This window comes from Chloroflexota bacterium (assembly GCA_026710945.1).
Lineage (GTDB): Bacteria > Chloroflexota > UBA11872 > VXOZ01 > VXOZ01 > VXOZ01.
Genome location: JAPOQA010000069.1, coordinates 51,484 through 64,221 on the forward strand (window position 1 = coordinate 51,484; position 12,738 = coordinate 64,221).

At 56.6% G+C, this 12,738-nt stretch carries 11 protein-coding genes; 8 read left to right on the plus strand and 3 right to left on the minus strand.

Translation table 11 applies throughout. The features are described 5' to 3' along the window. Positions 1–30: 30 nt before the first annotated feature. The 3 genes from OXE05_14195 to OXE05_14205 all read right to left on the minus strand — a co-directional run bounded on the left by OXE05_14195 (position 31) and on the right by OXE05_14205 (position 3,879). On the minus strand, positions 31–2,364 hold the full coding sequence (locus tag OXE05_14195; protein ID MCY4438466.1) for a xanthine dehydrogenase family protein molybdopterin-binding subunit: 2,334 nt from the start codon (positions 2,362–2,364) through the stop codon (positions 31–33). A 67-nt stretch (positions 2,365–2,431) separates the two neighbouring features. Then, a complete protein-coding gene (locus OXE05_14200) occupies positions 2,432–2,956 on the minus strand; it encodes a (2Fe-2S)-binding protein (GenBank protein MCY4438467.1) in 525 nt (174 codons plus the stop codon). 44 nt (positions 2,957–3,000) lie between these two features. Beyond that, positions 3,001–3,879, minus strand: coding sequence for an FAD binding domain-containing protein (locus OXE05_14205; GenBank protein MCY4438468.1), 879 nt, complete (start codon positions 3,877–3,879; stop codon positions 3,001–3,003). Positions 3,880–4,175: 296 nt separating this feature from the next. Between OXE05_14205 and OXE05_14210 the strand changes: the two genes are divergently transcribed. From OXE05_14210 to OXE05_14245, 8 genes are all read left to right on the plus strand, one after another. Beyond that, positions 4,176–5,177 carry a glutamine synthetase beta-grasp domain-containing protein gene (locus OXE05_14210; GenBank protein MCY4438469.1) on the plus strand — a complete coding sequence of 334 codons (1,002 nt, stop codon included), beginning with the start codon at positions 4,176–4,178 and terminating at the stop codon, positions 5,175–5,177. 194 nt (positions 5,178–5,371) lie between these two features. Continuing rightward, entirely contained in the window at positions 5,372–5,731 is a 360-nt protein-coding gene (locus OXE05_14215) for a zinc ribbon domain-containing protein (protein ID MCY4438470.1), read from the plus strand. Between the two features lie 21 nt (positions 5,732–5,752). Then, entirely contained in the window at positions 5,753–6,628 is an 876-nt protein-coding gene (locus OXE05_14220) for an HAD family hydrolase (protein ID MCY4438471.1), read from the plus strand. Between the two features lie 209 nt (positions 6,629–6,837). After that, entirely contained in the window at positions 6,838–7,833 is a 996-nt protein-coding gene (locus OXE05_14225) for a dihydrodipicolinate reductase (protein MCY4438472.1), read from the plus strand. A 9-nt stretch (positions 7,834–7,842) separates the two neighbouring features. Continuing rightward, positions 7,843–8,709, plus strand: a complete 867-nt coding sequence (locus OXE05_14230; GenBank protein MCY4438473.1) for a PD-(D/E)XK nuclease family protein — start codon at positions 7,843–7,845, stop codon at positions 8,707–8,709. Between the two features lie 303 nt (positions 8,710–9,012). Beyond that, positions 9,013–10,566, plus strand: coding sequence for a Fic family protein (locus tag OXE05_14235; protein MCY4438474.1), 1,554 nt, complete (start codon positions 9,013–9,015; stop codon positions 10,564–10,566). Between the two features lie 485 nt (positions 10,567–11,051). Next, complete coding sequence (locus OXE05_14240; protein ID MCY4438475.1) at positions 11,052–11,480, plus strand: hypothetical protein; 429 nt, start codon at positions 11,052–11,054, stop codon at positions 11,478–11,480. Positions 11,481–11,584: 104 nt separating this feature from the next. Then, entirely contained in the window at positions 11,585–12,589 is a 1,005-nt protein-coding gene (locus OXE05_14245) for an SUMF1/EgtB/PvdO family nonheme iron enzyme (GenBank protein ID MCY4438476.1), read from the plus strand. Positions 12,590–12,738 lie beyond the last annotated feature (149 nt).

The following is a 12,738-nucleotide window of genomic DNA, read 5'->3' on the forward strand; positions in this document are numbered from 1 at the left end:
CTGCTCTCTTCTCTTGCAGGTAGTTCGATACTACGCAGGCGGATTCCCGTTGGACCTGCCGTTCGCCTTGGCGTTGCGCAGCGCCATCACGATGCGTTCCGGTGTCATTGGCATGTTGTGCAAGGGAATGCCGAGGGCATCGCTGATTGCGCTGGTGATGGCTGCTCCCGGCGGGACGATGCTGGGCTCCCCAACGATGCGGGTGCCTTTCCAGCCGTATTGGTTGTGCTTCTCTACGATGACGGCGTCCACGTCGGGCACATCTGCCGCAGTGGGGAGCCGGTAGTCCAGGAGGCCAGGATTGCGCACGCGGCCGTCTTCGTCATAGACAATCTCTTCCAGCAAGGCGTAGCCGACACCCTGGATGGTGCCGCCCTGGATTTGGCCCTTCACCGAGAGCGGGTTGATGGCGAAACCGGCATCCTGCACGCCTACGAGATTGAGGATGGTGACGAGACCGGTCTCGGTATCAACCTCAACATCGGCAATCGTTCCGGCAAAGCCGGGGTTGCCGCGCGCGGGCTTGCCGTGTCCGGTGCCGATGATGGGACCGTTGGCTGAGCCAACTGCCTCATCCGCAATGCGGCGATAGGTGACGTAGCGGTCAGGATCGCTCTGCGCCCACATCTTGCCTTCGTCAAATTCAATGTCGTCAGCATCCGCACCCAGACGCTGGGCCGCAACAGCCTTCATCTGACGGAGCACGTCGTGGGCGGCGGCAGCAGTCGAGAGGCTCATAGTGTAGGTGACCTGACTGCCACCAGCCACGGGGCCAAACGGCGCTTCATTTGTATCGCCCTGGGTTACGCTCACGTATTCCATGGGCACGCGCAATTCCTCCGCGGCAACTTGCGCGATAGACGTTGTATTGCCGGTGAGGTTGATTGTACCCACAAGAACGCTGAACGAGCCGTCCGCTTCAAGCTTCATCGTTGCCGCGGACCCGCCCGCGCCGCCGGACCAGCAGCCGATAGCTGCACCGCGACCACGCGGCTTGCCGTTGGCTCCTTGTTCCAGCGGTGTTCTCCAAACCGCATGGTCCTTCATGGCTTCCAGCACTTCCACCGCACCGACGTCGGGCAGCGGTTGTCCGTTCGGCCAGCGGCCGCCCTCTTCAATCACATTCTTGAGGCGGAAATCCACCGGGTCCATGCCGATTTCCTGCGCCACCCAATTCATCACGTTCTCCACGGCATGCGCGGAATTCGGTGCGCCCGGCGCGCGGTATGCGCCCACGCTTACCTTATTTGTAAGCACCTCGAAGCCTTCGAGTTCCATGTTGGGAATCTCGTAGCAGCTTCCCAAGAGCATCGTAGCCGTTGACATGGGCGAGCCGGGATAGGCGCCGGTATCCATGACAACGCGTCCCTGCAATGCCGTAAGTGTGCCGTCTTGTTTTGCGCCAACCTTCACGTCGATGACAGAACCCGGCGCTGGGTTGGCCGCCACCAGTTCTTCGCTTCTGCTCCACACGACCTTGACGGGCCGGCGGGCCTTCTTCGAAAGGATCGCGGGGATGGGTGCGAGTAGCGTCATCTTACCGCCAAAGCCGCCGCCGATGGCGGTGCCTTGGACGATAACTTTGTGGGCCGGCAGCTTGAGCAGCCGCGCCACCGTATCCCGCACATAGAACTGGCCCTGAGAAGTCACCCACATGCGGAGATCACCGGCTGGCGAGTAGTCGGCCAGAGCGGCATGGGGCTCGAGATAGGTCTGGTGTACCATGGCCGCCGTAAAGCGGCCTTCCTTTATTACGTCCGCTTGCGCGAAGCCTTCTGCAATATCTCCGCGCCCAAACTGGACCTGAGAAGAGACATTTCCGGACTCATCCAGGTCCTCGGCGGATGAGGCAACGGAAGAGTGGAACGACATCTCGGTGCGATCAACCTCGCCGCCTTCGCCGTGGCGGATGACAGGCGAATCGGGTTCCATGGCTTTCAACGGGTCGAGGACATGGGGCAAGGGTTCGTAGTCAACCTCGATAAGTTTCAGCGCTGCTTCGGCGTCCTCTTGCGTGACGGCGGCCACGGCAGCTACGGCCTCTCCGAGGTAGAGTGCAACTTCACCGGCAAACACATTATGCGGCCGTGAGGTCGGTTCCACCACGTCTTCGTCAAAGTCGGCAGCGGTAGCAACAGTTACAACGCCGGGCGCGTCCAGCGCCTTGGCATAGTCGATGTGCCTAATGCGGGCGTGAGCGTGGGGGCTGCGCAAAATCGCACCCCACAACATGCCGGGCATCGAGAAATCCGCGCCAAATTTCGTGGCCCCCGTAACATTCTCGATACCGTCGATGCGAATGACCGGTTTGTTGGCAACACGCAACGCGGTCTTTTCTTGTGGACGTTCGACCACTTTTGCCATGATCTCTCCTCCTCGCGAATTTTCTGTATACAGAGTGTGGAAGGTGTTTGGCCGCTTTGGGCCGCTCTTATTCCCCTTCGGGCTCCGGCACAAGTTCCTGAGGCTCCGGAGCCACCTCGATCAATTCCACTTTGCCGTCAATCACGGAATGCAATGCCGTCATGATGGTCTCGTAGCCGGTGCAGCGGCAGAGATTGCCCGCAACACCCATGCGCAACTCATCGTCCGTTGGTTTGGGATTGTCGCGCAGATAGGCGGTAGCCATGACGACGAAACCGGGAGTGCAGATGCCGCACTGGGTCGCGCCGGCCGAGACAAAGGCGGACTGGACTTCATTGAGCATATCACCGCTCGCCATTCCCTCGACGGTCGTAACCTCGGCGCCCTCGGCTTCAACGGTAAGAGTGAGGCAGGAGTGTTGGGGCTGGTCATCTATCAACACGGTGCAGGCACCGCAGTCGCCGGTGCCACACCCCTCTTTAGTGCCCGTGAGGCCCAGGTCCTCGCGCAGAAAGTCGAGAAGCCGAACCTGGGGCTCCACGACGCGCTTCACCGGTATGCCGTTTACCGTCAGTTGCAACGGATAGTCCATCGCTTGTGCTGCCTCCAAAGTACATTTCTTGCTGACTAATGTAATTAACTCGCCGCCCTGGCACGCTCAATAGCCGTGGTAAGGGCACGCCTGGTGTAAACGTCTACCATCATGCGCCGGTACGCTGCTGAAGCCCGCACGTCAGATATCGGCTGGGAGTCATTTGCCGCGGCTTCACCGGCATGGGCGAGCAGTTGCTCTGAAACCGGTTGGCCGCGCAGAACTTCCTCCGCAGTAATCGCATGGGGCCACGTGGGCGCTACGGCGGAAAGCACCACGCTGGCATCTTTGATTGTCTCCAAGTCGTCTTCCAAGGTTACAAGTGCCGCAATGCCTACAACGGCAATATCCATCTCTCGCCTCGGCACGTGGCGCACGTAGCGCGAACCAGTGTGCGCCTGCGGGGCGGGAACATTGAATGACTGAATTAACTCACCGGGTTCCAGCGCAAGCTGCCCCGGGCCGGTCATGAGATCACCAACCAAAACGTCGCGCGTGCCTTTGGTACCCACAATGCAGGCAGTGGCATGGGCGGCGACCAGAGGCGGCGCGGCGTCGGCGCTCGGCGCCGCATTGCCGACATTGCCGCCTAGCGTGCCGCGGTTGCGAATCTGAATTGAACCGAGCAACTCCGCACCCTCACTGATAAAGAGGGCTTGGCTTTGCACGAGTGGACTGTGGTTCACCTCATCACCGGTAGCCATCGCGCCGATTGTGAGTGAACCGTCCGCATTCTGGGCGATTCCCTTAAAACCATCAAGATTGCGTAAGCTAACGACGAGGGGAACCCTGCGGTCGCGCTCCCTCATCTGCACAATGAGGTCTGTGCCGCCTGCTAAAGCACGCGCATCGTCGCCGCGGTCGGCCAGCAATGCACAGGCCTCAAAGACTTCGGTTGGTGCAGCATAGTCAAATCTTCTCACGCGTCGTGTCTCCTCCAGATTAATGGTCTGACAAGGCACCTGAGGTACTACAAACCAGTGTATTCGGTTGAATTACGTAGATACCATACCATAGTGGGTGTGCAGCGTAAACGAGTTTGCGCATGGCCATGGCGAGCCCAACATTCGCGTAGAATTCTCGTGTGCTTCGCCAAGAGTTTGGCAAGAACGGTGCCATTGGCGAAAATCTTGGAGGTTTTGTATTATGTTCCCTAGCACAGTGTTGTGGATAGTGGTGAATTCTCACCGCTTGGTTGGAGTATCAATGGGAGGATTTGATGGGCTATTACAAGGCGGAATACATTTGGGTGGACGGGTCGGAGCCAACAGCCAAGCTGCGCTCAAAAGGGAAAGTCATCCCGGTAGGTGAAGAGCCGCCAATTTGGGGTTTCGACGGTTCCAGCACGAATCAAGCGACCGGCGATGACTCGGACTGTGTCCTGAATCCGGTCTATTCCGTACCCGATCCCATTCGCGGCGGCAACAGTAGGTTGGTCATGTGTGAAGTTCTGTTGCCGGACTTATCCCCACACCCTACGAACACCAGAGCTGCTTGCGCGGAAGCCGCTGAAAAATACGCGGACTTCGACATGTGGTTCGGCATCGAGCAAGAATACACCTTCTTTGCCGGAGTCAGGCCACTGGGATGGCCCCAAAACGGTTTTCCGGCGCCTCAGGGAGGGTATTACTGCGGCGTAGGCTCTGACGAAGTGTTCGGGCGGCCGGTAGTTGAGGAACACATGGATGCGTGCATAGCAGCGGGGTTCGACTTTTCCGGTATCAATGCCGAAGTGATGCCGGCGCAATGGGAGTTTCAGATTGGCCCGGTCGGTGCGCCCGAGGTTGCCGACCAGGTGTGGCTCGCCCGCTGGTTGCTCTACCGCATTGGTGAGAAATACGACGTAAGCGCACGGTTGGATCCCAAGCCCGTTCTCGGCGACTGGAATGGCGCGGGCGCCCACACAAACTTCTCCACCCGGCAAATGCGGGAAAACTATGACGCATGCATAGCGGCCGCTGAAGCGCTGGGCCGCAATCATGATGAGCATATTGTCAACTATGGCGATCGCATTGAATTGCGCCTGACCGGTCTGCACGAAACGTGCTCCTACAAGGAATTCCGCTACGGGGTTTCCGATAGAGGCGCCTCGGTGCGCATTCCTTGGCAGGTAGATGTTGATCAGAAGGGCTATATCGAGGACCGTCGCCCGAACGCCAATATGGATCCGTATTTGGTAACGGGGTTGATCCTGAACACGGTCTGTGGAGACGCTTCCTAATTCGGATGAACCGGATGGAAGAACTCGTGTATTCAGGTTAGGTTGCCTCCTTACGATGGAAACCAAGAACGGGTGGGCCAAGCAGCGGTCCACCCGTTCATTGAACACAGGGCAGGTGTCGATAGTGATTCTTAAGGCGCCTGCAGGCTCTTTCCGCACGGCAGACCATGGTATTCGTGAGAGAAGGAAGTCGTATGCCAATCTATGAATACCAATGCCAAGACTGCAAGCAACCTTCGACACACTTCTTTCGCAGTTTCTCTCAAGTGGAGGATCCTGCGTGCCCCCACTGTGCTTCAATGTCCTTGGAGCGCCTGATTTCGCGGGTGGCCGTGCACGGGGGCGGTGTATCGTTCGACGATCCTGCATCCATGGATGGCTTTGATGAGAGCGACCCGCGTGCACTGGGACGCCTGGCGCGCGCGATGGGTGAGGAGACCGGTGAAGACCTGCCCGGGGAATATGAAGACATGGTGCGCGATTTGGAATCGGGGAAGATTCCCGATGATGACGATGGAGCCGGCGCCGGTGCTGACGAATTTCTACCGCATTGACGGTGCATGATGTACGCCAATATGAAGACTCCCAACCCAAGCACAACCCCGTATCGTCTGATCGCCCTCGACGTGGATGGTACCTTGCTCGACAAGCAGGGCGGCGTGACGCCAGACACGAAAGCAACGCTGCAGCGCTTGGCCGGGCAGGGCGTTCACGTGGCGTTAGCGACCGGCAGGCGCTACATCATCGCGAATTTCCTTCCCAAACTGCTGGATATTTCTCTCTATATGATTCTGAGCAACGGCGCCGTTATCCGCGACCATACCGGCGAGATTACCTACGAGAGCTATCTGCCGAGCGACTGGGCATGGCGCGCGGTGGAAGAAGCGCGCCGTCTAAACTTGCGCTCGACTGTCTATGAAAATGCCGCAGCAGGAGACCGCATGTTATTCGATGGTGACTGGCATGCCCATCGGGGTCCGCAGGGACAGCTCAAGCGGCGTCCCGAACTTGAATCGCTCTTTGTCGACCTCAATACGGTGACCGACCTCCCCGATCCAATTGAAATAGTGCTCTGGGGTGAAGAGGAGGAGCTGCGGGAATTGGCCGATGCGCTGGTGTCAACCGGACACGATTACACGCTGGTATTCTGGCGAGGCCGCGAGTCCAGTTCCTTCGTGCGTGACGGGCAGAGCGCCTTGGAAATTCTCGGTCCCAATACCTCCAAGGCTACGGCTCTCACGTGGCTCTGCGCGCATCTGGCAATTGAACCGGCCCAGGTTGTAGCCTTCGGCGATGATGTAAATGACATTGAAATGCTGCAATTTGCGGGACTGGGCGTAGCCGTGGGTAACGCGACGCAAGCTGCCCGCGATGCCGCCGATGAGTATACCCACAATGACGACCATGAGGCTGTTGCGAGGACGTTGCAGCGGCTCTATCTCGATGACTAGCGTTCCAGGACGGCGTGCCTTGAGCCAGGGTCGGTGTGTGCCGGCGGTTGCATCGGCGCGGGATAGTCTCAATTAGCCGCAGTCCGAAGCCATCGGCGCTCTGCCAGACTTTCATATCATGACGTAAGGAAGATTGGCGGTCTCTTGCGTCACATGTTGTTGGATGATTTAGTAGCAAGCTCGAGTGCTTGCCAAAGGAGTGCGAGACCGTGGAACCGATTCGCGTTGCGCAAATGGGATTGGGGGCAGTGGGGTGCGGCATTGTGCAAACTGCTTTGGGGCGTTCCCAGTTGCACGTGGTCGGGGCGGTCGACGTAGATCCCGCGAAGGTCGGCAGAGATCTGGGGGAGATTCTCGGCGCAGGTGAGACGCTGGAAATTCCGGTTATGGCCTCACTCGGCGACGTGCTGAATTCACAGTCAGTTGACGTTGTATTGCAGGCGACAGGATCGCACATTCCGGACGTAGTCGGTCAGCTCACGGAAATTGCGGCGGCCGGCTGCAATGTAGTGAGTACGTGCGAAGAGCTGGCATTCCCTTGGCTGCGCCACCCTGCGTTGGCCAGGGAAATCGACGCCAAGGCCCGAGAATGCGGGGTAACCATCCTTGGCACCGGCGTCAATCCGGGCTTTGTCATGGATACGCTGGTGCTCGTGGCAACGGCGGTGTGCAGTGATATCCGGCGCGTTGTTTCCACTCGGGTCGTTGCTGCCCGGGAGCGGCGCTTGGCGCTCCAGCAGAAGATCGGTTCCGGCATGGAAGAGGCTAACTTTCTTCAATTGGCGTCCCAGGGAGGAATTGGACACGTGGGGTTGCGGGAGTCCTTCCATTTAATTGCCGCCGGTTTGGGCTGGGAGATTGCGGATGCGCGTGAGTCTATCGACCCAGTGTGCGCAGAGGATAGCATTACGACCGAACAGTTCGACATTGCTGCCGGACAAGTAGCCGGCATTCATCAAACAATCGAAGGCAGCAGTCACGGCCGCGAACTCGTCTTGGATCTCACCATGAGCATGGCCGCCGCAGCAGGCAGGGACAGCATCAGCATTGAAGCCAACCCGCCGATGCACTTGGAAGTAGTGGGCGGCACCCACGGCGACCAGGCGACGTGGTCCATGATTGCGAACATGGCGCCGCGCGTGGCAGAGGCACCAGCGGGACTGTTGACAATGCTGGACGTGGGATTACCCCGCGCAATTGGATAGGATTGGACGATGGCACGCCCGTTGCGCCGATTGTCTCCGAGTAGTATCCGCACGTATGAGCGGTGCCCGTATATGTACCATTTGCGGTACACGGAACGGGTTCGTGTCACGAGCACGGCTGCGCAGTTGCTTGGCCGCGCCGTCCACACGGTCATCGAGTTGTTCTATAAGCAGAAACGAGATGGAAGGATACTCGACACAGAAGCGGCGTTCGACGTTCTCGATGACGCTCTCGACGCCACCTTGCACGAGTTGGATGATGAGGGGCGCGCCGAAGTAGAAGAATTACGCGAGCTGGGGTATGACCTGGTCGAATACTACGTCGAAGAGGTTGCCCCGCACATCCGACCGCATCTGATCGAAGAACGGTTCGACTTCAGTGTGCCGGGAGTGGACGTGCCCATAGTTGGCTATGTTGACCTAGTCGACCAGGAAGGCACGGTCATCGACCATAAGACGGCAGCTTCGCCCTTTCCCGCCGATTACTTGGCACACGACATACAGTTATTAACGTATAGTCTTGGCTACAATGCTTTGCGGCTGGGGGCGCGCCAGCGCCCCGGACAACTGCCACTTGTCAGCATGCTGCCTCCCGTTCGCCTCGATGTCCTGGTGAAAGGCGAGGAAATCACGTATCAGCGGCTCGACTTTCGTTATCAGCAGGAGCACCTCGAGCACTACGTGGCGCGTGTGAACGCCGTTGCCGCAGGTATCCGGTCTGCGGACTTCCGTCCATTCTGGCAGTTGCGGCAACCTGATCCGAAAGTTTGCAGCTATTGTGATTTCAATAGTGTCTGTACGTACCGGTTACCTTCCCCTCCAGAGTCGTCTCCCGAGGGTGACACGACAGATTCGGCATCCACAGAAGTCGATTAGTTACACTTCTGTCTGCTTATGCCATCCGTCAGAATGTCGCGCACTGTACAGGGACGCTTTCTTGCTAGGCCGCTTAATGTATCCCCAGGGACGGCGCAGTTAGAGTGATGAACCATGCCATAAAACGAAGCAGCACCGAGATTGCTACTCCAGAGCTAAACGCGGGTAGCAACCATGTTCCCATGTATCTCCAGATGGATTGCCCCATTCCAGTTGAGTTGATTGCCGATTTGAAGGGAACTCTCTAGGACAGGTACAATGCAATTCTAGAACGCCATTGATGCACTTGATCATTGCCCTGCTATGGCTGTGGAATCAGTAAGTGGAGGAGAGTACATGGGGAATGTTAGGTGGTCGCCGATAGAGCCTCTAAGAGAAGAGACTGTAAACGTAGACTTCGCCGAAATTGATGCGCTCAAGAGGCAGTGGTTGGATGTAAAGAGTAACGTTGAAGCCTCCAACCCTACGGCATACGAGAAGTTCAACGAAGAGCTCTATCGAAGTTGGGCGATTGAAACAGGGATTATTGAAGGACTATATGAACTTGATCGTGGTATAACACAGACCCTGATCGAACGAGGTTTTGTAACCAACTACATCGAAAGAAACTCCTCCAACAGGACACCGGGGGACCTAATCGCTACCCTTCGCGACCACAGAGCAGCGATTGACCACATTTATGGCTGGATTGCAGATTCCCGCCCGCTTACCATTTGGTTCATAAAGAGCCTGCACGAGGCGATTGCTAGGAACCAAACGACTTATGCAGGTGTAGATCAGTTTGGAAATGCTGTAACTACAGAGTTGCACCGCGGACGATTCAAGCAGTGGCCAAACAATCCGACTAGACCAGATGGAGTAGTACATGAGTATTGTCCGCCCGAACATGTCGAATCTGAACTAGATAGGCTGAAGGAATGTTATCAGTCCTATGACGGCAAGCAGCACCCCTTAGCAATTGCCGCGTGGCTGCATCACAGGTTCACTCAAATCCATCCATTTGAAGATGGCAATGGACGTGTGGTTCGTGCCTTGCTGACCTGGCACTTGGTGAGGGGTAAGTTCTTGCCGATTGTGGTAACTCGTGATACGCGGCCCGAATACATTGCTACGCTTGAAGCAGCGGATTCCGGCGAGCTTTCTCCACATGTTCGCCTTTTGGTAAAGCTTGAGAGACAAACACTTCTCGATGCCCTAAAGGTCGAACACGGCCATGTTACAAGCATAGATACCGTAAGTGAAGTTGTAGGGTTTATTTCTGACAGATTTAGGAAAAAACAGAAGGAACGTGAGGCCAAGCTCCGCTCGGTACAGGACATTGCTCTTGAAATTCGGAATTACACGAATGAATTGCTTCAGGAGGAAACTTTCCAAACTGCCCAGCAACTAAATGAGAGCATCGGATGGAATATTTTTCCGGAGGTCTCGTTAGGTGGTCCGGAAGAAGAAAATGAATACTACTATAGAAGAGAAGTACTCGAGACCGCTAACTCGGCAGGACACTGGGTCAATTTCCAGGAGCCTCGGTATTTTGTCCGTGTGACCATGCGTGTGAGTTCAATATCGCGCAGTCCCACGATGGTGTTTGTAGTCTCTTTACACAGTGTTGGGCGATACATTACTGGTGTAATGGCAGCTACGAACTTTGTAATGTATCGCTATCCGTCGACTCCCGACGAAGGAGAGGGTGAGGGTGAATCGCTTGCTCCTGAGTTTGATATATGTAGCATTGATCCCTTCTTTCTTACCGTTGGGGATCAATTTGAGCAGTTAAGATTGCGTTTTGAGACGTGGTTAAGGCAAGGGTATAGCTTAGCTCTTCAAAGATGGGGTGAGAGGGTAGTTGAGCAAGCTTGACCCAAGACCACTTTCGAAGAATTACCTTGATTGCGATGGTCACATCAGTAAGTGCGAAGGGCAGCACAGAATTGTGGCAGCTTGGTTCTGCGCTCCGAATGATTTCTTGGGGCACAGTGCCTGAAAGATATTGCTCAGAGACTACACTAATTCTTAGAACGAGATAAGAATTGATCGTCAGCTTCTTGCCATTGGCGCGTACCGTGAGTACTATGTGGCTAAGGTGCGAGCGGTGTGCGCTGAGGCATTTGCCGAAGCCGGCACGCCGCAGTCATGGGGGAAGCAACAATTCAGGCAGATGCGGAATCTCTTCCGTTGTTGGCCTGAGGATATGAGAGGCCCCGGCTGAGGGGTTCCTGTCGTGCTTACGCAACGCATGCGGTTGCGTTATTCCCTCTTGGCGATGAAGTGCGCCTGATGCGAGTTTAAGCAGAGTGCGCTAGGCGTGGTGCTTAGTCATATCCAGGAACAGGGAAGCTAGTGCGATGCAGGTATTTAGGTCGCGTCCAGAGAATCGACCGATGTTGCCGCATTCGTTGCGAAGACAGATGCACGGACTCAGCGGCCGCCTTCCCGGTTACGTCCTCCTTATTGGCACTATCCTGCGCCGTCGGAGCATGCCTGTAGCATATTCTCAGGCACTGGCACAAGAGGCCGGCTTTGGGCGGCTGCCGGTACGCGTTCCGGGCAGGATGCTGCCGGGATTTCGCCGTCTTGGCAGCGTTGCCATTCTGGGCGTGATCTTGCACCTTCTATTGCGACAGAAAGGCTCGGGAGATGGCAAGGGCGGGCTGATTGCTACCGGAATTGACGTGAACGAGGTTCGCGACGACGCCGCGGCGATAGTAGCCTTTGCTCGATGGGTGCTTGCCGGTGTGACGGGAAGGCGTGCGCGACTGCGGTCTGAAGTTTAGGCAGTAGCGACCCCGCAGCAATGCACTGACGCCTAATTCTGTATACATTAAAGACGCGGCAATCTTGCTCGATAGATTAGTTAGGTAAGTGGGAGACACAACTCGTGGCCATAGCAGAGGAACGTCTCGGCCAGGAAATCTGGTCCGACCTGCAAAGTAATGTGCAAGAGCGAATTCATGGCGCGATCTTGATGTTGAGTGAGCGCGAGAAGCAAATTGCGCTGACTGATTTGGCGCGCATGGTCGCCACGCCAAATCAATATAGCGTGGCGGAGCGTGTCTCGGTGGGGAAAGCCCTCTCTTTTCTTGGTGACCCGAGAATTCACTCGCGAGAACCCAAGATGGCGCGCATTCCGGCTGGCGCCTTCACAATGGGTACAGCGAGCGATTCAGTAGACCAGATTCTGGAAGGAGCCCCCGCAGGCACCGAGGATGATGGGGATTCTCACCGTACGCAGCGGGGTGCGTTGCTCATGGAAACGCCGGCGCGATCGGTTGAGCTCCCAACATTCTTCATTGGGAGATATCTTGTCACGAATATGGAATTTCGCTCTTTTGTGCTTGCCGGCGGCGCGCCGCCTCGCGACTATTGGGATGGCACTACCGTTGATCCCTGGATCCTGAACCAGCCGGTAAGGGACGTGAATTGGGAAGAAGCGGTAGGGTACTGCGATTGGCTGGCGGGAGAGACAGGGAATGCCTATCGTTTACCTACGGAGGAGGAGTGGGAGAAAGCGGCACGCGGCACGGATGGTAGGGTGTTTCCTTGGGGAGAGACGTTTTACTACACTTGTGGCAATGTTTGGGAAGGCGGTGTCGCGGCGCCCACGCCCGTTGGGGTCTATCCGGATGGCACCAGTCCCTATGGTGTCTTGGATATGGCCGGGAATGTTGCGGAATGGACGGCATCTTTCATAGGCAACTATCCCGAATCCGAGGGCGGTGACGTGATCGCGTCCCAAGTAGCAGAATACGGTCGGTACCGTGTAGTGCGCGGCGGCTGCTGGCAGGATCCCACGCAATTTTCGCGGTGTGCTAGCCGGGGGAGTCCAGAAAGACGAGACCCGCAAGCCATCGGTTTCCGAGTTGCTCTCGACGCCAAGAATTAGGCAAGGAAAACTGTCAGTTGTGAAGCCTATTAGGTAACTTCCATTACTTGACGATGGTGAAAATCGTGTGCTAGGGTACACTGTAATATGGTGCGTGGGGTGGCTGGGTGAGTTGACAATGGTGAAACAGGAACGTAATTCGATAACTC